This window comes from Caballeronia sp. LZ024 (genome assembly GCF_031451455.1).
Lineage (GTDB): Bacteria > Pseudomonadota > Gammaproteobacteria > Burkholderiales > Burkholderiaceae > Caballeronia > Caballeronia telluris.
Genome location: NZ_JARUXL010000001.1, coordinates 2,625,991 through 2,647,206 on the forward strand (window position 1 = coordinate 2,625,991; position 21,216 = coordinate 2,647,206).

A 21,216-nucleotide genomic window follows, 5' to 3' on the forward strand; every position below is an offset into this window, starting at 1 on the left:
GGCGCTACGTGATGGCCGACTTTGATCTGGGGCTGGTGTGGTTTCGGCGTGACCTGCGCGTGGCAGACCATGCTGCACTCTATCACGCGCTCACGCGGTGCCGCCGGGTGCTGTGCGCCTTCGTTTTCGACCGCGAAATCCTCGCGCCGTTGCCGAAAAACGATCGCCGCGTGCCGTTCATCCACGCGAGCGCCGTCGAACTAGATCACGCCTTGCGCGACGCCGGCGGCGCCCTGATCGTGCGTCATGGCGCGCCGCTTAACGAGATTGCGTCGCTCGCGCGCGAATGCGGCGTGCAGGCAGTCTTCGCCAACCGCGACTACGAGCCGTCGGCGAAGGCGCGCGACGATGCGGTCGCGGAAAAGCTGGCGGGCGCGGGCATCGCGTTCTTCACGTTCAAGGACCAGACGATCTTCGATCACGACGACGTCCTGACGGGCGCCGGCAAGCCATACACGGTGTTCACGCCGTACAAGCGCAACTGGCTCGCGACGCTCACGCCGGACGCGCTCAAGCCCTATGCGTCGGAGGACGCGCTTTCGGCGCTGGCGAAACCGCCTTCGAATGTGAAGCACGCGATCCCTTCACTCGATGCGCTGGGCTTCAGCGCGACGCATGCGCCGGCGCTGCCGACGGGCACGAGCGGCGCGCTGAGTCTTTTCGACGACTTCCGCGACCGCATGCCCGACTATCACCGCACGCGCGACTTCCCGGCGGTGAAAGGGCCGAGCTATCTCGGCGTGCATCTGCGGCATGGCACGATCTCGATCCGCGCGCTCGCCCGCAGCGCGCACGACGCGCAGCGCCACGGCAATCGCGGCGCCGAAACGTGGCTGTCGGAATTGATCTGGCGGGACTTCTATTTTTCCGTGCTGCACCATTTCCCGCAGGTCGGCGTGCCGGGCGACCATCGCGCGTTCAAGCCGGAATACGATCGCATTCAGTGGGAAACCGGCGACGCCGCCGACGCCGATTTCGCCGCGTGGTGCGAAGGCCGCACGGGCTATCCGCTCGTCGATGCCGCGATGCGCCAGATCAACCAATCGGGCTACATGCACAACCGTCTGCGGATGGTGGTCGCGAGTTTTCTGACGAAGGATCTCGGCATCGACTGGCGGCGCGGCGAGGCGTATTTCGAGGCGCTGCTCAACGATTTCGAACTGTCGTCGAACAATGGCGGCTGGCAGTGGGCCGCGTCGAGCGGCTGCGACGCGCAGCCGTACTTCCGCATCTTCAATCCTGTGACGCAGTCGGAGAAGTTCGATCCGCAAGGCAAGTTCATCCGCCACTATGTGCCGGAAGTGGCAGCCCTCTCCGACAAGGACATTCACGCGCCGTGGCGCGCGAAACCCGACGCGCTCAAGGCCGCGAAGATCGCGCTCGGCGCGGATTACCCGCTGCCCATCGTCGATCACGACACCGCGCGCAAGACGACGCTCGCGCGCTACGACGTCGTCAAGGGCGCGCGCAACGAACCTAGCGTGTGACCGGCGTCTGCCGCTCGATCATCGCGATCAGCGACAGCACCGAGCCGCGCCCCTCGGCCGGCGCGATGCCCGCCGCCGCCTGATGCAGCATCGAGCGCAGCGTTTCGGCGGCGCGCTCGGGGATCGCGGCATCGAGCGTGTGGGTCTGGAATTCATACGCGATACGCCGCCACGCGAGCCCGAGCGTATCCGCGAGCAGCGCGACGTGCCCGAGCCCGAGCGAACACGCCGCCGCGCCCAGCCGATACGCGGCGTCGGCCGCATGGAGCGCCGCATCCGTATCGACGCTGCCCGTTTCGCGCGCCGCGCCGCCCCGTTCGACCAGTCCGTCGATCGACACTTCCGCGCTCTGCAAAAAGTCTTCGTAGGCGGCCGCGTTCACGCGCAGCACGCCGAGGTCGCGCGTGACGGCATCGCGAGTCGCGGCTTCGGCCGCCTCGGCCGCGCCCTGCTCCCAGACCGTTTCAGAAGCCTGCGTCGCGGCGATATGCCACGCCACCGTCAGGCCGTAGTCGCGCAGGACGTCGACGTGAGCGGCGTCCTCGGGACGCGCGCCGAAAAGCGCGAAGTCGCGCCAGAGCAGCGCGAGCGTCGCGCGCACCAGCGACTTCGGCGCATACGACGAAGCATGCGCCTGATCCGCCAGCACCAGATTGAAGCGCGTGTAGAGTCGGCGGGCGTCGGCGGCGGGCGCGTCGGTCGGCGTGATGTGCGCGCGCTCGCGCAGCGCGCGCACGGTCGCCACCGCCAGGCGCCAGAAATCGTAGGGATCGGGGCTCGCGAGATCGGAGAGACAGGCGTCGAGCCGGGCGAACGCATCGTCGCCGTTGTCGGAGGGCGTGCGCAGCAGCGCGAGCAGCGCCTCTTCGTAATGCGCCCGCACCCGCGCAAGGCGCTCGGGCGCGATCGGGCGCAGCGTTGCGGGCGGGATCGCGCGGCCGGCGAGCGCGAGATCGTCGAAGGAGACTGGGGTGACGCGCGTGTGTGCCGCGAGGAGCGCGTGCAGGGCGCGGTAGTGGTCGAAGAGAACGGTCGAACACGCGAGCTCGCGCAAGTTGCGCCGCTCGACCGCGGCGCCGAACACGCGCAGCGTATCGGCGATGCGCGTGCGGTTGGCGTCGCTGTCGTCGCCGAGCGGCGCGACGAGCGCCAGCGTCTCCGTGAAACGCTGCCCCGGGAGCCAGCCCGCGGCGTGCAGCGCGTTGATCGCGCGCTTGAGCGCCGCGGCCGAGTCGCCCTGACGCTGGAAGGCATGCAGCGCGTCGGCGAGCGCCATTTCGGCGCTGCGCACCGACCCGCCGCGCGGATTGGGCAAAGCTTCGAACGCAACGGACAAATCGGGCAGGTCGGGTCGAATGGTCATGGAAGCGCTCACGTGCCGTTTCGCGGCCCTCGGCCGCACGCGGTTGAACTGCATCATGGCTGAACCGGATCGAACAGGCCAGCCGGGGCGGCCCCAACCCGGGCTCAAGCCGGACATCGAACGGGCCACCAGCCCTTCGGCCCATCGTTCCGACGTCGGGCCGACACTCAAGCGTAAGCCTAAATCACGCGAATGGGGTTCGATCGTTTGTGTCGCGTGGCGGGCGGCGTTTCCTTCATCGCAACAAAAAGGCCCGACAAAACCCACGCCCAAAAGACGCGCGCCGCATGACGGTGACGTCATGCGGCGCGGCATCGGTGCCGGCGCGCGATGCCGGCTCAGATCTGGACCATCTCGAAGTCTTCCTTACGGGCTCCGCACTCGGGGCAGGTCCAGTTGATCGGAACGTCCTCCCAGCGCGTGCCGGGCGCAATGCCTTCTTCGGGCAGGCCCGCTTCTTCGTCGTAGATCCAGCCGCAGATCAGGCACATCCAGCTTCTGTATTCCATGCTTATGCCGAGTCGAATGGTCGGTTGAAATTAAGGACATGATGGTACCGTGTTGCCGCCCCGATGCCTAGCAACAGGCTTTCCAGCCGGGCGTTTCGCGGTCTTCGAGACCGCTTCCCCCTGCCGTGGCGACAGCGCGAAATCATACCGCGGACCGGTCCCGCCGCGCGGTCATCGGAAGCCGCGACGATCGAGCGGGCGCCCGCGCCAATCTTCCGCAAAATGTACGCAAAGAATGCCCGCTCGCGCCCCTCCAGTGCGATTAGGCCGCATAATCGAAGCAATTACACCGTTTTGGTCTGGCGTCCGGGCACGTGGTCAAAGGCTCGTTCGCCAGCCGGCGCGGCGCTTTGTCCCACGTTGCCCCGCGTTGCTTCCAGCCGCTTTTTTACGCCTTTTCGATCTTCCATGCCCGCTTTCGTCATGCCCAGCGACACGCCTCCGATCGTTCTCACGTTCGGCCTCTCCGACCCGACCGGCGGCTTCGGTCTGCAAGCCGACCTGCTGACGCTCGCGAGCATGGGCTGTCACGGCGTGTCCGTGCTCACGGGCTACACGGTGCGCGATTCGGCCACGACCGACGAAGTCACCGGCCTCGATCCGGACACGGTCGCGACCCAGGCGCGCATGTTGCTGGAGGACATGCCGATTGCCGCGTTCAAGATCGGCGCGGCGACACGGGCAGAAGTGGTGAGCGCGATCGCCGAGGTGGTCGCCGACTACGACGACATCCCGCTGATCCTCGCTCCCGACTTCACGCTCGACGATGAACACGTCCTTTCCGCCGACGAACTGCGCGAATCGCTCGCCGACCTGCTCGTGCCGCAGACGACCATGCTAGTCGCCGATCACGCCACGTTGTTGCAGCTCGCCCAGCCGGACGGCGACGCCGAAGCGCCGAGCCTCGACGCCGCGATCTCGCATTTGCTCGCGCAGGGCTGCGAATATATTCTCGCGACGGAGACGGGCACGCATCGGCACGTCAACACGCTCTACAGCGAGGAAGGCCAGGTGCGGCAGGACACGTGGGACCGCAGCCCGAATCGCATGATGGGTCTGACGGATACGCTCGGTTCGGCCATCGCCGCGCTGCTCGCCAACGGCCAGGAACCGGCCGAAGCCGCGCGCGAGGCGCAGGAGTATCTGTTCCAGGCGACGCGCGCCGCGTTCCGTCCGGGCATGGGCGCGTATTTGCCGGACCGCTTTTTCTGGGCGCGCTCGAACGACATGGACGACACCGACGGCGCGACGCCGCCCGATGCCGTCGCGGACGAGCCGCCGCCAGCCGCGCCGGGTGCAGCGCGTCACTAACCCTACTACGACGAGGCGTTGAGAGCGCATGCCGTATCGACTGCCCCACCTTCACAAGGCAATCCATCACGGCGCGATCCGCGTCGGCTGCGCCGGCTGGGGCCTGACGAGCGCCGTCGGCTCGCACTTCCCCGCCGAGGGCACGCATCTGGAACGCTACGCGCACGTGCTCACTTGCGTCGAGATCAATTCCAGCTTCTACAAGCCGCATCGCGCCCAGACTTACGAAAACTGGGCACAGAGCGTGCCGACGTCGTTTCGGTTTTCCGTGAAGCTCGCCAAGGCGATCACGCACGATGCGCGGCTCGTCGGCTGCGAGGCGCTGCTCGACGAATTTCTCGACACTACCGGCAAACTCGGCGACAAGCTCGGCTGCTGGCTCGTGCAACTGCCGCCCAGCCTCGCGTTCGATGCGAACGTCGCCGAAACGTTTTTCAGCGCGCTGCGCGAGCGCACGCAGTTGCCTGTCGCGTGCGAGGCGCGCCATCCGACGTGGTTCACGACCGAGGCGGCCGCACTGCTGAAGTCGAAACACATCGCCTATGTCGACGCCGACCCGATTCCCGATGAATGCGAGATCAGGCATCGCGCGGACGCGTCGCTCGTGTATGTGCGGCTGCACGGGTCGCCGGATCTATACAAATCGTCCTACGACTACACCTACCTCGACGACCTCGCCCACACGCTGCAACAGCGCGCGAAAAAAGGCGCGCAGGTGTGGTGCGTGTTCGACAACACGGCCCAGGGCGCCGCCCAGCCGAACGCGCTGCATCTGCTCGCGCGTCTCAAGCCGCATCACAAGTGACGTTCGATTCTTATGCGAGGAGAAACCGATGCGCAGGTGGATTGGAGCGATGAGCCTTGCCGCGATGCTGTGCGCCGCGCTGCCTGCGGCGGTGTCGGCGCAAACGGATGCGACACCGCCGCCGAACGCCACGCCAGCCGGCGATGGCACCTTCCTGCTCACGATCTTCCTGAAACACGACCAGTCGAAACCCTTGCCGAAGATCAACGAACAGTTGAAGGAGCAAGGCTACTTCAAGGCGTTTCCCCCGCCCGGCGTGCAGGTGGTCTCGTGGTACGTGATGATGGGCATCGGTCAGGTGGTCACGCTGCGCGTGCCGGCCGACCGTCTGCGCGAGGTGAACCGCGCGATCGAGAACACCGCGTGGGGCGGCTACACGACCGAGTTTTATCCGACCTACGACTACAAGGCGGTCGCCGAGCAAATGCGGGCGCAGTCGAAATAATCCTGACATGCACAAAAAACCCGCAAGGTCTTTCGACCTTGCGGGTTTTTCACTTTGGCACGGACGCGGATTCCCTTGGAAACCCGCGTCCGGAATGCAGAGCGGCGCGAGCCGTTCTTACATGTCCATGCCCATGCCGCCCATGCCGCCGGGCATGCCGCCACCCATCGGAGCATCTTCCTTCGGCAGCTCGGCAACAGCGCAGTCGGTCGTCAGCAGGAGACCCGCCACCGATGCCGCGTTTTGCAGCGCCGTGCGCGTCACCTTCGTCGGATCGACCACACCTGCGTCGACCAGATCGACATACTCGCCCGTTGCCGCGTTGTAGCCGTAGTTGCCCTCGCCGGCTGCAACCGCTGCCACCACGACGCTGGCTTCTTCACCGCCGTTCGTGACGATCTGACGCAGCGGCTCTTCCATCGCGCGCAGCACGATCTTGATGCCTGCGTCCTGGTCGGCGTTCAAGCCCTTCAGGCCTTCGATTGCCTTGCGAGCGCGGATCAGCGCAACGCCGCCGCCTGCCACGATGCCTTCTTCCACCGCTGCGCGCGTTGCGTGCAGTGCGTCTTCAACACGTGCCTTCTTTTCCTTCATCTCGACTTCGGTCGCAGCGCCGACCTTGATCACTGCCACGCCGCCGGCCAGCTTCGCCACGCGCTCTTGCAGCTTCTCACGGTCGTAGTCCGACGTGGCTTCTTCGATCTGCGTGCGCACTTGCTTCACGCGCGCTTCGATCGAAGCGGCTTCGCCTGCGCCGTCGATGATCGTCGTGTTTTCCTTGCCCACTTCGATGCGCTTCGCCTGACCCAGTTCAGCCAGCGTTGCCTTTTCGAGCGTGAGGCCGGTTTCTTCGGCGATCACTTGACCACCCGTCAGGATGGCGATGTCTTCGAGCATGGCCTTGCGACGGTCGCCGAAGCCCGGAGCCTTGACGGCAACCGTCTTCAGGATGCCGCGGATGTTGTTGACGACGAGCGTTGCGAGCGCTTCGCCTTCGACGTCTTCAGCGATGATGAGCAGCGGACGGCCAGCCTTCGCGACTTGTTCCAGTACCGGCAGCAGGTCACGGATGTTCGACACCTTCTTGTCGTGCAGCAGCACGAACGGGTTTTCGAGGACGGCGACTTGCTTGTCCGGGTTGTTGATGAAGTACGGCGACAGGTAGCCGCGGTCGAACTGCATGCCTTCCACGACGTCCAGCTCGTCTTGCAACGACTTGCCGTCTTCAACCGTGATCACGCCTTCCTTGCCGACCTTGTCCATGGCTTCGGCGATGCGGTCGCCGATCGACGAATCGCTGTTCGCCGAGATCGCGCCGACTTGCGCGATTTCCTTGTTGGTCGTGCACGGCTTGCTGATCTTGCGCAGTTCTTCGATGGCGGCCGTGACGGCCTTGTCGATGCCGCGCTTCAGGTCCATCGGGTTCATGCCCGATGCGACGTACTTCATGCCTTCGCGAACGATCGACTGGGCCAGAACCGTCGCCGTGGTCGTGCCGTCGCCGGCGTTGTCGCTGGTCTTGGAAGCCACTTCCTTGACCATTTGCGCGCCCATGTTCTGGAGCTTGTCCTTCAGTTCGATTTCCTTCGCGACCGACACACCGTCCTTCGTGACCGTCGGGCCGCCGAAGCTGCGTTCGAGCACGACGTTGCGGCCCTTCGGACCGAGCGTGACCTTGACTGCGTTCGCGAGGATGTTCACGCCTTCGACCATCTTGGCGCGAGCGGAATCGCCAAATACGACTTCTTTAGCTGCCATATTCAAACTCCTTGATTCGTTTCGGTTTTATCGGCCGGGGCGCTTCGGGCGAGAGCGAGTCGATCGCGTTTGAGCGCGCCGGGCCGACTGACTAGAAAGATGCTTACTTGACCAGAACGGCCATGATGTCTTCTTCGCGCATCACGAGCAGTTCTTGCCCGTCGACCTTGACGGTCTGGCCGGCGTACTTACCGAACAGCACGCGGTCGCCCACTTTGACGTCGAGGGCGTTCTGCGTACCCTTGTCATCGCGCTTGCCCGGGCCGACGGCCAGGATTTCGCCTTGATCCGGCTTTTCGGCTGCCGCGTCGGGGATGATGAGGCCCGAGGCAGTCTTGGTTTCCTGATCCAGACGTTTGACGATGACGCGATCGTGCAAAGGACGAAGGTTCATACACACTCCTCTCTTGATTGAGACTGAAGAAACGCGGGAAAACCCGTACCAGCGGGCTTGGCGCCACCGGACGGCAAACTTGTTAGCACTCTCGTGCGGTGAGTGCCAATTATATGGACGGGTCGTGGCAATTTCAAGAAGGGAATGGTCGAGAGACGAAATGCGCGTCGACGTAAAGCGCGCTTCGCTTTTACGTGCGCCTCTGCACCGGCACTACAATCTACCCCGCCGACGTCACTCGCCTTCCTTTCCAATGCGCATCCGATTCCTCTTCTTCGGCCTCCCGCTGATCGCCCTCGCCGCCTGCGGCGGCAAGACCACGCCCACGCCCAGCTACCAGCAGGAAATGTTCAGCACCGGCCCGAGCCCGTACGCGCGCAACTTTGAAGCGCCGACGAAGGAAACCTGCGAAGCCGCCCGCCGCGCACTGCTCTCCCAGGGCTTCCTGACCACGATGGTCCAGCCCGACACCGTCGACGCCAACAAGAACTTCCAGCCGACACCGGAGACGCACGTCGTCGTGTCGTTCCATGTCGTCTGCACGCCCGGCGAAAACACGACCAACACCAGCATCGCCTACGTGAACGCCGTGCAGGACGGCTACGCGCTCAAGAAAAGCGACACGTCCGCGAGTGTGGGCTTGAGCGTGCTCGGCTCGCTGTCGCTGCCGATCCGCTCGAACAGCGACGCGATGGTCAAGATCTCCAGCGAAACGGTCCCGGCGGGCAAGTTCTACGACCGCTTTTTCACGCTGATGAACCACTATCTCTACACGGTGCCGCGCAGTTCGCCGATTGCCGGCGAAACCATCAGGAGCGAGACGCTCGCGCCGTCGCTGATTTTGAACTCGCCCGAACTCACACCGACGCCGATCGTCGTGCAGGCGCCCGCGGCCGCCGCAACCGCGATCCAGGCGTCCGATGCGGTCGCTGCATCCGCCCCGGCGCAGACGTCGTCGCCGACGCAGTGAGCGCGGCGCCACCGCCCGAACCGTTCTGAAGTCTCTCGCAGCGTGACCGCACATGACTCCGCAAGCACAACGGACGCGTCGCGCGAGCAGCAATGCGCCCGCCAGCCCGAAAGCAAAAAAGCCGTTCGCCCCGCAAAGGGCGAACGGCTTTCTTCTTATCGCAACTCAACCGCCGGTCAATTCGGCACGTTCACCGCCCCTCCCGCGACCGTGATCGCATTCGCGCCCGGATTCGCGGATATCGCCGGCAGATTCGCCGTCGTCAGCGCGGGCGCCGAGCCCGGCGTACCTCCGCGCGACGTCGCGCGCACCACCTGCGACGGCGGCAGCGCCGCGCCGTTCTTCAGATGGTTCCACATCAGGTTCAGCGCCTGAATGTTGTAGTAATGCACCGGCACGAACCGCGTATCGAAGCCCGCGACGCTCAGGAACGCATCGAAATGCTGGCCGTTCGTGATCTCGTAGAGCGCGAGCTGGCTCGACTTGCCTTCCGCCACCTGATTCGCGCCGAGATACGGCCGCGACGCATGGTTGATCGGCACGAGCGCGTCGGCGCGTCCCTGCACGATGATCGCGGGCTTGCCGCGCAGGTTCGCCTTCACGCGGATGGCGTTCACATTCGCCGCCATCGTCGGATTGCCCGTTGTCCAGAGCGTGCGCATGCAGACCGCGCCCGCAAAGCTCGCGTCGGCGGTGGCGAGACGATGATCCGCCGCGCCCGAAGTCCCCGCGTTGTACACGAGATTGACGCCGTTGGTCGGCGGCACGCCGTTGCCGTTGCCGAACACGGTGAGCATCGGCGAGACGAGCGGCGTGAGGCCCGCTGCGCCCGTCAGCGGATTGGTCGTGCCGAAGCTGAAGTTGCACAGGTTGTCCGCGACGCTCGACTGCATGTAGGCGTTCGCGTAGGTGACGGCGACCGCCGGCACCGCCTGCGAATCCCACATGGGCGCCTGCAGCGTGTCGGAATCGGACTGATAGCCCGCCTGGTGGAGCTTGTCGAGCGCGTCGTTCGCCTGACTCTGCGTGTCGCCGCCCGCGACGAGACCGCTCGCCGCGAGCGACGCGCAGCGCGCGGTGCGGATCGCGTTGGTCGTCGCGAGCGGCAGCGCCGTGAGATACGGCGAACCGGCCGCGGCGGTCGCAAGCGCGGCGCACGGCTGGAGCAGGTTCGCGAGTGTCGTGTAATCGGCGAGCGGCGAGCCGAACGCGCCGACCGCGACACCGCCCTGCCTCACCGAAACCTGCGACGGCAGGCTCAGGTTGATCTGCGGCTCGCCGACAACCACCGCCGTGATCCAGCCGTCGGTATCCTGCTCGGCGGCCGCGAGCGACGCGCCGCCGCCGTTGCTCACCGACGTCGCGATCGTCGTGATGCTGCCACGGCCGTAACGGACCTTGCGCGTCGTGCCGTCGAGCGCGCCGTAGGAATCGTTGAGCGCCCAGTACGCGAACTGGATCGCCTGCAGCGTGTTGTTGCCCCAGTCCTTTTCGGGATTCTGCTGCGAATGCGCGTGCTTGAACGCGTAGCGATTCGGGAAATTCGTGTTGAACGTCGCTGCCGTGGTCGAACCGAGGTTCGCCGTGAAAACGCTCGATCTGCCGGCCGCGTTGGCGCCCGCGAGCGTGCCGTCGATCAGCGTGACGATGTTCGTCGCGAGTTCGTGCGCGCCGTTGCCGCTACCCTTGTCGGTGTAGGCGACCGCGCAGCCGCGCTTCAGGCCCCATTCGCCCGCGGCCGAGATCGCGCCGTACACGCCGCGCGAGCCGGACGACGTCGCCGTGACGATGCACGGCTGGTCCGGATTGAAGCTTGCCGGAATCTGGACGAGCAGGCTCACGTTCTTCGTGCCGCTGCCGTCGTCGGCGAACGCGAGGTATTCCTTGCCGGCGATCTTGCCTTCGCCGAGCGTGTCGTTGCCGTTCAGGTCGACGTTCGGCCCCCAGAAACGACCGTAGCCGCCGTTCGCCGACATGTCGACGAGCGCGCGGTAGTTCGAATAGATCGCCAGGCGCCGCAATTCGGCGGCGGTCGGCTGCGCGGGGCTCGCGAGCGTCGGCGGCGTCGCGGAGGCGCGCCCGGTCTTGCCGCGGCCGGCGGTCAGCAGGTCGTCGGTATTGCCGTCGTAGGACTGCGTCTTCACCGATCCCGCGACGAAGTTCGGCAGCGTGTTGTTCGAGCCTGCGCTGTTGTTGTCGTCATCGCTGCTGCCGCACGCAGCGAGCGCGACCGCGCTCAGGGCGGCGAACGCCGTCATCCATGGAAGCCTTGGAATTCTTGTCATTCTCAGTCTCCGTCATGATTTTTATGTGACCGGGCGAGCGGCCCGGCATGGCGTTGTTGCGGACGTCTCGATATCGGGACGGCGCGCGGCGTCCGACACGAATGCTGCGACGCTAAACGAAAACGGGTTCCGGCGCGCGAAGCGCCGGAACCCGTCAGGCCATGAGCCCCGGCGACGCCGCGCTACGCACGACGACGCCCCACGTCCTGCTCGACTTTAGCCCCCTCCGCCCTGCACGCCGAGCGTGATCTTGTTCGACACGGATTTGACGCCGGCCACGCCCTTCGCGACTTCCTCGGCCTGGGAGATCTGGCTGCCGTCCGGCACGGTGCCGGTCAGGACCACTGCGCCGCCGCGCGCTTTCACGAACACGTTCGACACGTCAAAACCCTGCGCTTTCGACAGCGCGCGGCGCACGTCGTTGCCCAGCTTGCGGTCGGTCTTCTTGGTCGTGCTCTTCTGGGCCTTGGCGGAGGCCGCCGAGTCGGTGGTCGCCATGGCATCGCTCGACTGGGCATACGCGCTCGAGGCTACGGCCACGCATACCACCACACCCAGCGCCTTCAACATATCGACAGCTTTCATGATTTCTCCTTTTGCTTCGCTTATTGACTTCGCACAGTTGCTACTTCGCACAGTTGCTACTTCGGATGGGACCGCATCTTTCTGGCGGCTTGCTACGACATCGTGCGGAACGCGATGGCCGTGGACATGGCGCGGCCCGCGCGCATGCATGACGGCCGGCGAACCGGCGGATGTGGCAACACGGTGCTGCGAGAGGCTGGCGAATCAATCGATACTCGGCCGGTTGCGGGCGTGGCCCGGCGGCTCATATTTGGGGTGCTGCGCGGCGGCTGCCGGACTGCTGGTCAGCTCGCCGCCTTCCGTTCTGACGTGCGCGGCATACGCATCGACCCACATTGCGGGTCGAACGCACGCGTGTGCAGGTGCACGGCGGCGAACGTCAATTTAATCCAGCACGCACAGAAGCGCAAAGCTTTTAAGCGACAGCGACGCCCCCGGGCAACCGGCGCCGTGACATACGCGCGTCATGCGCGCTTCATGCCGACCTGCCTGCTCGCCGTCCGCTCTCGCCCGTCGCGGCGGTCCGGTGCCGATTCGATCTCATGTACCATCGTCGGGAAAGGGCAGCCGGTGCCGCGCGACGACGCTTGGCCGCGCGAGGTTTTGTTGCGCAGCCACGTGTCACGTCGCCCCATCTTCGGCGAGGTTGCGATCCGAACGAAGCACTTGCTGCCGAATCACCGACGACGGGAAGACGGCCTGCCGGGCGCCGCCATCTCCCGCTTTCCGCCTTCCGACCACCGACAAAGCGATGAACCAGCCTCCAGAGCCCAGCCCAGACCCCGGGACCGGCCCCGACAAGGACTCCCGCGCCACACGCGATGCGCGTCTCAAGCCGCCGCGCATCGTCGCGCGCTTCGTTGCGATTTCCTGGCGCGACCTCGCGCTGACGTTCGTGCCGATCCTCCTCGTGAGCGCGGCCGCGATCTATCTGGCCGTGCGCCTGATCCAGCCCGCGCCGCCGAGCACGCTGACGATCGCCGCCGGCACGAAAGGCAGCTCGTTCTGGAACAGCGCGCAGAAATACAAGACGATCCTCGCGCGCAATGGCGTCACGCTCAACGTGCTGGAAACGCAAGGCTCGCTCGACAACCTGCGCCGTCTCGACGACCCGAAGCAAAGGGTCGACGTCGGCTTCGTGCAGGGCGGCGTCAGCACGCCGGGCGCGACGCATGACAACCTGATGTCGCTTGGCAGCGTCGCTTACGTGCCGCTTGCCGTGTTCTATCACGGCCCGGTCATCTCGCGTCTGTCGGAGCTGAAGGGCAAGCGCCTCGCGATCAGCGCCGAAGGCAGCGGCACGCGGGCGCTCGCGCTCACGCTCCTGAAGGCAAACGGCATCGAGCCGGGCGACGACACCGAACTGCTGCCGCTCGCGGGCGACGAAGCGGCAGCGGCGCTCGTCAAGGGCGATGTCGACGCCGTCTTTCTCACCGGCGACTCCGCGCAGCCGCCGACGATGGGCCGCCTCTTTCGCATGCCTGGCGTGCGCTTCTTCGATTTTTCGCAGGCCGATGCCTACTCGAGGCGCTTTCCGTACCTGAACGTGATCGAGCTGCCGATGGGCGCGTTCGATTTCGCGAAAAATCTGCCGCCCAAGCCGATCCACATGGTCGCGCCGACCGCCGAACTGGTTGCCCGCGACGGACTGCATCCGGCGCTCTCCGATTTGCTGATCGAAGCGGCGCGCGAAGTCTACGGCCGCGCGAACCTGATGCAGCGCGCGAACGAGTTTCCGGCGCCGCTCGTCCACGAATACCGGATCAGCGACGACGCCGAGCGCTACTACAAGTCGGGCAAGAGTTTCCTGTACCGCACGCTGCCGTTCTGGGTCGCGAGTCTCGCGGATCGCGTGATCGTGCTGCTGGTGCCGATCATCGTCGTGCTGATTCCGGGTCTGAGGCTCGTGCCGGGGCTCTACCGGTGGCGCGTGAAATCGCGCATCTACCGCTGGTATGGCGCGCTGATTGCGATCGAGCGCGAAGCGATGGGCGACCCCGGCCAGGAAGAGCGCGCGGCGCTGATCGACCGGGTCGACGCAATCGAGAACGCCGTCAATCGCATGAAGATGCCGCTCGCGTTCGCCGACCAGTTCTACGTGCTGCGGGAGCATATCGGCTTCGTGCGGCATCGGCTGACGCAGGATCAGGCGCTCGCGCGCGACGCGCAGGCGGCTCGCGGCGAACGACCGTCCGCGGGACGCGAGGCGGGCTCCGCGCGCGGCACGCCGGTTGCGCGCGATGTCGCGTCGCGGACAGACACAGCGTGACGCAGCACTTAAGATGGATAAAAGTCGGGCGGAGTCACGATCCGACGCAAGTGAATACACCATTGGATCGAGTCACAGCGCGCAGCAAGCATCAGGTCAGGGAGAACAATCATGAGCGCCTCGAACACCCCCGGTCACGGCCAGCCGTACTTTTTCTTCGATTTCATCTCGCCGTTCTCGTATCTGCTGCTCGAACAGCACGACAAATGGCCGGCGATGCCTTTCGAGGTGACGCCGGTCGAACTGTACAAACTGCTCGACCGGTGGGGCCAGCCGCACGCGGCGACGATTCCGTCGAAACGCGTCTTCACTTATCGGCACGCGCTCTTTCGCGCGGAGCAACTGGGCATTCCGTTCCGGATGCCGCCCAAGCATCCGTTCGATCCGAGCAAGCCGCTGCGCCTTGCCGTCGCGGCGGGCAGCGACATCGCGTGCGTGCGCGACATCTTTCGCTTCATCTGGCGCGACGGCCGCGATCCGTCGACGCCCGAAGGCTTTCGCGATCTGTGCCAGCAAGTCGGATTGCCGGACGGCGAGACGCTGATCGAGCAAGAGGACACCAAGGCGAAACTGCGGGCGAACAACGATCTGGCGGTGTCGCTCGGCGTGTTCGGCGTGCCGACCTTCGTCGTCAACGACCAGTTGTTCTGGGGCGAGGACACGCTGCCGATGGTGCTCTACGTCGCGCGCTCGCCGAACTGGCTCGACGGGACGGAGGTTCGCCGCATCAGCAGCCTGCCGATGGCGCCGACGGACGTGGATTTCGGGTAGCGCAACGGACGCAATTGAGGCGCTTGTCTCTTGCGCGGCGAGCGCCCGTTCGCCGTTCGACTTCTTGCACAGGCACGCCGCCTATGCCGCGCATAGCGCGCCCGCTATGGCGTCGGGCGCCGGAACGGCTTAACTTGGGCGTTTCCCGACTCTCCGTTTGCGGCCCGCCGCCGTCCGTATCTAATCCGCGCCCATGAACGACATCGCCGATTCACTCGACATCTGGCTCATCCGCGTGCTGCGCACGCTGCTGCTCGAACGCAGCGTGACGCAGACGGCGCAGCGGTTGAACCAGACGCAGCCGGCGATCAGCACCGCACTGCGGCGTCTGCGCGAAATCCTGAACGATCCGATCCTCGTGCGCGGCAAGCAGGGCATGGTGCCGACGGAGTACGGCGAGTCGCTGCTCGCGCCGGCGCAGCGCGCGTTGCGCGAGGTCGAGTTCATTGCGACGCCGCACGGCGATTTCGACGCGGCCAGTTCGCGGCGCACGTTCCGCATCTCCGCGCCCGACTATCTCAACGATTTCTTCATGCCGACGCTGGTCGGCGCGTTTCGGGAGGCGGCGCCGCACGCGCGCCTGGAGATCGAATCGCTCAGTCCGATGCGCGATCACGAGCGCGCGCTGGACGAGGGCGAGATCGATCTCGTCGTTGCGAACTGGACGAAGCCGGAGCCGCGTTTCGAGCGCCAGGATCTTTTCACCGACGTATTCGTCTGCCTGATGCGCGCCGACCATCCGCTCGCGCGCGAGCCGCTGACGGCCGAGCGTTACGCACTCGCGGCCCACTTGGCGCCGACGCCGTATAGCGGTGCGAAGCGCCATCCGATTGATATCGGGCTGGAACGCGCAGGCATCCGGCGGCGCATCGTCGCGACGATTCCGTACTTCGGGCTCGTGCCGCAGGTGTTGTTGCAGTCGGATCTGATCTTCACGGCGCCACGGCGGTTCGCCCAGCATTACGCGGCGATGCTGCCGCTGGCGGTGCTGGAGTCGCCGGTGCCCTTTCCGCGAATCAAGTGCTATCAGCTTTCGCTGCCGCAGCCGGAGCAGCCGACCGATGTCGTGTGGCTGCGCGCGTTGATGGCGCAGGTTTCGGAGGGGTTGACGGGGAAGCGGGCGGGAGGGTGAACGGGGCAGTTGGTTCTGCGTCCAACACCACTCTATGCGATATTAGTTTCTTCTTTGGAACTTGTTTTCGCGTCGGTCTATTGGCTCTGCCCCTGTGCGGGGCGGCACCTACTTTCTTTGCTGCTGCAAAGAAAGTAGGCAAAGAAAGCAGCTATTCGGCTCACAGAGTTAGGACGTGACCGCAATTGCAGCACGGAGTGGACATACCGCCTAAGTGTCACCCGCAAAGAACAAGAGGGGTTGGTGCGATTAACTACTGTGTCCTCGCGCACCGAATACAATGGTACAGCAGTCATCCATCCATCTTCGCTTCGCTCAGACGTCAGATGCATGGGTCGCGCGATTGATGTTTGCGGTTGCCCACCGCTGATTTTCGGTTATGCCTTTCGTCCGCGAAGCGTGGACGGATGGATGATTGCCTTACCAAAAACTTCACTGTGCGATGACACAGTGGTCAATCTTACGAAGCGCGGTGGGCCTTCGAGGGCGACACTTAGGCGGTAGGTCCACTCAGTTTATCAAGTGCGTTGACGTTGTGAGACTGCTGCCTGAAAAGCTGCTTTCTTTGCCTACTTTCTTTGCGCTAGCCAAAGAAAGCAAGTCCCGCCCCGCACAGGGGCAGAGCCAATAGACCGACGCGAAAGCAAGTTCCCTAGCAGCAAGGAAACATCAAGCGGCGTTCACAGCCGCCCGAACCCGCGAAAGCGAACCACTGTGGACCCGAAGCAACTGCGCCGCGACCGCCAGCGCAATCGAAACCGGCGCCTTGTCGACGATGCCCTCGACCCCGATCGGACAGGTGATGTCCGCGAGCCGATGCCCGGACACGCCGCGCTCCACCAGCCGCCGCTCGAACTTCACCCGCTTCGTCTTCGATCCGATCAGCCCGAAGTACGCAAAGTCCTCGCGTCGCATGATGCGCTGGGTCAACGCGAAGTCGAGCGAATGATCGTGCGTCATCACGAGAAAGTACGCGCCCGCCGGCGCTTCATCGACGATCGCTTCGGCCAGGTCGGTCGGTTCGATCTGCACGTTGGCGGGCACTTCGTCGGGAAAGAGCTCGTCGCGCGCATCGACCCACTGCACGACGCACGGCAGCGTCCCGAGCACCTTCACGAGCGCATGTCCCACATGGCCTGCGCCAAACAATACGACGTGCATCATGACCGCGCGCTCCTCACCGCATTCACCGCCTTCAGGATCTCCTCGGCCGTGGCCGGCGCGTTCATCGCCGGATTCACCTTGTAGTCGCCGACCGCCGCCACCGCATCGCGAATCGCAAAGAACACCGAGAACGGCAGCAGCAGCGGCGGCTCGCCGACCGCCTTCGACTTGTGGATGCTGTCCTCCACGTTGCGGTTCTTGAAGAGATTGACGCGGAAATCGGCGGGCGTGTCGTTGACGGTCGGAATCTTGTACGTCGACGGCGCGTGCGTCATCAGCTTGCCGCCCGCGTTCCACCACAACTCCTCGGTCGTGAGCCAGCCCATGCCCTGCACGAACGCGCCTTCCACCTGACCTTTGTCGAGCGCCGGATTCAGCGAATCGCCGACATCGTGCAACGCGTCCGCGCGCAACACGCGCATCTCGCCCGTGAGCGTGTCGATCACCACTTCCGACACCGCCGCGCCATACGAGTAATAGTGGAACGGCCGGCCTTGCAGCGCCGCCTGATCCCAGTGGAGCTTGGGCGTCGCGTAGAAGCCGTCGGACCACAGTTGCACGCGCGCGAGATACGCCTTGGCGATGACTTCCTCGAACGGAATCGCATCGTCGCCGACGATCACGCGGTCGTTCGCAAAACGCACGCTCGACGCCGCCACCTCGCTCCCGCCGAACTTCTCGGCGGCGAACTTCGCGAGCCGCTCGCGCAACTGGCGCGCGGCGTCCTGCGCGGCCTTGCCGTTCAGATCGGTTCCCGTCGAAGCCGCGGTGGCCGACGTATTCGCGACCTTGCTCGTGTCGGTGGCCGTCACGCGCACGCGCCCGAAGTCGATGCCGAGTTCGTGCGCGACGACCTGCGCGACCTTGGTGTTGAGCCCCTGCCCCATCTCGGTGCCGCCGTGGTTCACGAGAATCGAACCGTCGGTGTAGATGTGGACCAGCGCGCCCGCCTGATTGAAGTGCGTCACGTTGAACGCGATGCCGAACTTGACCGGCGTGAGCGCGAGGCCCTTCTTCAGGATCTCGTTCTTCGCGTTGAATTCGCGCACGGCTTCGCGACGGCGCCGGTAGTCGCTCGTCTCGGCCAGTTCGCCGAGCAGTTCCGGCAGCACGTTGTCCTCGACCGTCTGGCCGTAGGGCGTGCGGTTGTTGTCGGTCTTGCCGTAGAGATTGTTCAGGCGCACGTCGAGCGAATCCATGCCGAGCGAACGCGCGACGTTGTCGATGATGTACTCGATCGCGAACGCGCCCTGCGGTCCGCCGAAGCCGCGAAACGCGGTATTCGACTGCGTATTGGTCTTGCCGCAATAGCCTTCGATATGCACGTCGGGCAGCCAGTACGCGTTGTCGAAGTGACAGACGGCGCGCGTCATCACCGGGCCCGACAGGTCGGCGGAGAAGCCGCAGCGCGAAGTCATGTCGACCGACACGCCGTCGATCACGCCGTCGTCGCGATAACCGACTTCGAAGTTGTAATGGAAGTCGTGGCGCTTGCCGGTGATCATCATGTCGTCGTCGCGATCCGGGCGCAGCTTGACCGGGCATAGCAGCTTCCATGCGGCGAGCGCGGCGCAGCACGCGAAGATGCCCGACTGCGATTCCTTGCCGCCGAAGCCGCCGCCCATCCGGCGACATTCGACCAGCACGTTATGCGACGGCACTTTCAGCACGTGCGCGACGAGATGCTGCATCTCGCTCGGATGCTGCGTCGAGCAGAAGACGTGCATGCCGTCGTCGTCCTTCGGCACGGCGTAGGCGATCTGTCCTTCCAGATAAAACTGCTCCTGGCCGCCGAGCAGCATCTCGCCGCGCTCGTGGTGCGCCGCGCGCGCCATGCGGCCGGGCGCGTCGCCGCGCGCGAGCTTGAGCGGTTTCAGCACATACGATTCGGCTTTGCGCGCGTCCTGCGCGGTCAAGACGGCGGGCAAATCCTCGAATTCGATCTGCGCGCGGCGCGCCGCGAACCGCGCCGCATCGTGCGACGTCGCGACCACGATGAACATCGGCTGGCCGACGAACTGCACGATGCCGTCGGCGAGCACCGGATCGTCGTGGATGATCGGGCCGCAGTCGTTCACGCCCGGAATGTCCTCGGCGGTGAAGACGGCGACGACGCCCGGCGTCGCGCGCACGGCGTCGAAGTTCATCGACACGATTTTCGCGTGCGCCTTCGGGCTCATGCCGAGCGCGGCGTGCAGCGTGCCGGCGACGAGCGGAATGTCGTCGGTGTAGCTCGCGCGCCCGCTGACATGCAGATGCGCCGATTCGTGCGGGCGCGAAACGTGGACTTGCTTGAACGCGTCGATTTCGTCGGCGAGCGACTGGGCGTCGGTGAGGAAGGCTTCGGCTTGCTGGTTCATTGTGTTGGTTTCCTCTTACTGCACTTCGACCAGTTGAATGGCGCGCACATCGAGCGCGTGCTTCGGCAGCGGATCGTGCGGACGCGTCTCGAGCCAGAACCGGTACATCAGGCTCTTGGCCGTATCGAGGCGGTAATTGCTGCTTGCGCGCATGTCGGTGAGCGGCGCGTAATCGCGGCCGAGCGCGACCATCGCGGCCTGCGCGGTGGCTTCGTGCCACTGCGCGTCGGCGAGGACGCTTTCGGCGTGGGTCGCGCGCTTGGGCGTCGCGGCCATGCCGCCGAACGCGATGCGCGGCTCGCGGATCGTGTCGCCATCGGCGATGAACGAGAACGCGGCGCACACGGCGGAAATGTCGGAGTCGAAGCGCTTCGAGAGCTTGTAGGTGCGGAACTGCAGCTTCGCGCGCGCGCCGCTGCGCGTCGGCACCTTCAGGCCGGCGACGAATTCGTGCTCCGCCATGTCCTTCTTCTGGTACGCGAGGTAGAGGTCTTCGAGCGCCATCTCGCGCTCGCCGTTCGCGCCGAACAGCACGACGCGCGCGCCGAGCGCGATCAGGCCGGGCATCGAATCGCCAATCGGCGAGCCGTTCGCGACGTTGCCGCCGATCGTTCCGGCGTTGCGGATCGGCAGGGAGGCGAAGCGCTGCCACATTTCGGTGAGTTCGGGATACTGCTTCGCGAGTTCCGCATACGCGCGCTCGATGGTGACGCCCGCGCCGATCTCGATCCACTGATCGTTGGTTTCGCAGCGCTGCAACGTCTCGATCTGCCCGACGTAGACAATGTCGCCGAGATCGCGCAGTTGCTTCGTCACCCACAGGCCGACGTCCGTGCTGCCCGCCAGGATGCGCGCTTCCGGCCGCTCGGCCTTGAGTTGCGCGAGCGCCTCGACGGTGCGCGGCGCGTCGAAGCGGCGGTCGGCGTGCTCGTAGTGGAAGGTGTCGTCGCGTTTGATGGCGGCGAGCTTTTGCGCCAGCGCCGCCACGTCGACCGGTGCGAGCGGCGCGGGCGCGTCGAACATCTTTTCGGCGGCATCGACGATCGGCTTGTAGCCCGTGCAGCGACACAGGTTGCCGGTCAGCGCGTTGCTGATTTCCTCGCGCGACGGCGCCGACTTCGCGGCGCACGGACTCGTCGCATGACCGTGCTTTTCGTAGAGCGCCCACATCGACATGACGAAGCCCGGCGTGCAGAAACCACACTGCGAGCCGTGGCAATCGACGAGCGACTGTTGCACCGGGTGCAGCGAGCCGTCCGGCTGACGCAGGTCTTCGACGGTGAAGAGCGCTTTGCCATCGAGCGTCGGCAGGAACTGGATGCACGCGTTCACCGCCTTGAACGCGACGCCGCCCGTCGAATCCGCCTCGCCGATCACGACGGTGCACGCGCCGCAGTCGCCTTCCGCGCAGCCTTCCTTGGTGCCGGTGCAGCGCGCGTCCTCGCGCAGGTATTGAAGGACGGTGCGGGTCGTCGATGCGTCGCTCACTTCGCGGATCGCGTTGCGGTGGTAGAAGCGAATCGGCTGGCTCATTGCGGGTCTCTGGGCTCGAATGTTGGTTGCGCGGGGCTCGCGCAGCCTGTGGCGATGGTCGGAAAACTATCATCG

At 65.4% G+C, this 21,216-nt stretch carries 17 protein-coding genes; 8 read left to right on the forward strand and 9 right to left on the reverse strand.

Translation table 11 applies throughout. The features are described 5' to 3' along the window. Nucleotides 1-11: 11 nt before the first annotated feature. On the forward strand, nt 12-1,487 hold the full coding sequence (locus tag QCE48_RS11825) for a deoxyribodipyrimidine photo-lyase (RefSeq protein ID WP_309787667.1): 1,476 nt from the start codon (nt 12-14) through the stop codon (nt 1,485-1,487). Here QCE48_RS11825 and QCE48_RS11830 read toward each other — a convergent pair. Further along, the gene (locus QCE48_RS11830) at nt 1,477-2,850 is read right to left on the reverse strand and encodes a hypothetical protein (protein WP_309787666.1); all 1,374 of its coding nucleotides are present in this window, start codon (nt 2,848-2,850) and stop codon (nt 1,477-1,479) included. The two genes, QCE48_RS11825 and QCE48_RS11830, sit on opposite strands and share 11 nt — an antisense overlap. Nucleotides 2,851-3,188: 338 nt before the next feature. Beyond that, entirely contained in the window at nt 3,189-3,359 is a 171-nt protein-coding gene (locus QCE48_RS11835) for a rubredoxin (RefSeq protein ID WP_025527884.1), read from the reverse strand. Between the two features lie 423 nt (nt 3,360-3,782). Here QCE48_RS11835 and QCE48_RS11840 point away from each other — a divergent pair, with 423 nt between their 5' ends. From QCE48_RS11840 to QCE48_RS11850, 3 genes are read left to right on the forward strand one after another with little or no spacing between them, the layout of a single operon-like run. Continuing rightward, complete coding sequence (locus QCE48_RS11840; protein ID WP_309788341.1) at nt 3,783-4,670, forward strand: hydroxymethylpyrimidine/phosphomethylpyrimidine kinase; 888 nt, start codon at nt 3,783-3,785, stop codon at nt 4,668-4,670. Between the two features lie 28 nt (nt 4,671-4,698). After that, on the forward strand, nt 4,699-5,475 hold the full coding sequence (locus QCE48_RS11845) for a DUF72 domain-containing protein (protein ID WP_309787665.1): 777 nt from the start codon (nt 4,699-4,701) through the stop codon (nt 5,473-5,475). Between the two features lie 28 nt (nt 5,476-5,503). Next, the gene (locus tag QCE48_RS11850) at nt 5,504-5,920 is read left to right on the forward strand and encodes a hypothetical protein (protein ID WP_309787664.1); all 417 of its coding nucleotides are present in this window, start codon (nt 5,504-5,506) and stop codon (nt 5,918-5,920) included. 117 nt (nt 5,921-6,037) lie between these two features. On the opposite strand, the gene groL is transcribed toward QCE48_RS11850, so the two are convergent. Together groL and QCE48_RS11860 are read right to left on the reverse strand one after the other, a co-directional pair. Continuing rightward, the gene (groL, locus tag QCE48_RS11855; protein ID WP_309787663.1) at nt 6,038-7,678 is read right to left on the reverse strand and encodes a chaperonin GroEL; all 1,641 of its coding nucleotides are present in this window, start codon (nt 7,676-7,678) and stop codon (nt 6,038-6,040) included. Nucleotides 7,679-7,781: 103 nt separating this feature from the next. Beyond that, complete coding sequence (locus QCE48_RS11860; protein ID WP_025527889.1) at nt 7,782-8,072, reverse strand: co-chaperone GroES; 291 nt, start codon at nt 8,070-8,072, stop codon at nt 7,782-7,784. Nucleotides 8,073-8,325: 253 nt separating this feature from the next. Between QCE48_RS11860 and QCE48_RS11865 the strand changes: the two genes are divergently transcribed. Further along, complete coding sequence (locus QCE48_RS11865; protein WP_309787662.1) at nt 8,326-9,042, forward strand: DUF2242 domain-containing protein; 717 nt, start codon at nt 8,326-8,328, stop codon at nt 9,040-9,042. Between the two features lie 176 nt (nt 9,043-9,218). Here QCE48_RS11865 and QCE48_RS11870 read toward each other — a convergent pair whose 3' ends face one another. Further along, the gene (locus QCE48_RS11870; protein WP_309794152.1) at nt 9,219-11,327 is read right to left on the reverse strand and encodes a D-(-)-3-hydroxybutyrate oligomer hydrolase; all 2,109 of its coding nucleotides are present in this window, start codon (nt 11,325-11,327) and stop codon (nt 9,219-9,221) included. A 216-nt stretch (nt 11,328-11,543) separates the two neighbouring features. After that, on the reverse strand, nt 11,544-11,912 hold the full coding sequence (locus tag QCE48_RS11875; RefSeq protein WP_309787659.1) for a BON domain-containing protein: 369 nt from the start codon (nt 11,910-11,912) through the stop codon (nt 11,544-11,546). Nucleotides 11,913-12,663: 751 nt separating this feature from the next. On the opposite strand from QCE48_RS11875, the gene QCE48_RS11880 reads away from it, so the two are divergent. The 3 genes from QCE48_RS11880 (at nt 12,664) to QCE48_RS11890 (ending at nt 16,084) form a co-directional block, all read left to right on the forward strand. Beyond that, on the forward strand, nt 12,664-14,181 hold the full coding sequence (locus QCE48_RS11880) for a TAXI family TRAP transporter solute-binding subunit (RefSeq protein WP_309787657.1): 1,518 nt from the start codon (nt 12,664-12,666) through the stop codon (nt 14,179-14,181). 111 nt (nt 14,182-14,292) lie between these two features. Next, nucleotides 14,293-14,952, forward strand: coding sequence for a 2-hydroxychromene-2-carboxylate isomerase (locus QCE48_RS11885; RefSeq protein WP_309787655.1), 660 nt, complete (start codon nt 14,293-14,295; stop codon nt 14,950-14,952). Between the two features lie 193 nt (nt 14,953-15,145). Beyond that, nucleotides 15,146-16,084 (forward strand): LysR family transcriptional regulator, encoded by a 939-nt coding sequence (locus QCE48_RS11890; protein WP_309787653.1) that lies wholly within the window; start codon nt 15,146-15,148, stop codon nt 16,082-16,084. Between the two features lie 669 nt (nt 16,085-16,753). Here the strand turns inward: QCE48_RS11890 and xdhC are convergent. Genes xdhC through xdhA form a run of 3 tightly spaced genes read right to left on the reverse strand, consistent with a single transcriptional unit; the run spans nt 16,754 to nt 21,141 of the window. Then, nucleotides 16,754-17,248, reverse strand: a complete 495-nt coding sequence (gene xdhC, locus QCE48_RS11895; RefSeq protein WP_309787651.1) for a xanthine dehydrogenase accessory protein XdhC — start codon at nt 17,246-17,248, stop codon at nt 16,754-16,756. Next, nucleotides 17,245-19,608 (reverse strand): xanthine dehydrogenase molybdopterin binding subunit, encoded by a 2,364-nt coding sequence (gene xdhB / locus QCE48_RS11900; protein WP_309787649.1) that lies wholly within the window; start codon nt 19,606-19,608, stop codon nt 17,245-17,247. Before xdhB ends, xdhC begins: the two co-directional genes overlap by 4 nt. A 15-nt stretch (nt 19,609-19,623) precedes the next feature. After that, the gene (gene xdhA / locus QCE48_RS11905; RefSeq protein ID WP_309787647.1) at nt 19,624-21,141 is read right to left on the reverse strand and encodes a xanthine dehydrogenase small subunit; all 1,518 of its coding nucleotides are present in this window, start codon (nt 21,139-21,141) and stop codon (nt 19,624-19,626) included. Between the last annotated feature and the right edge of the window lie 75 nt (nt 21,142-21,216).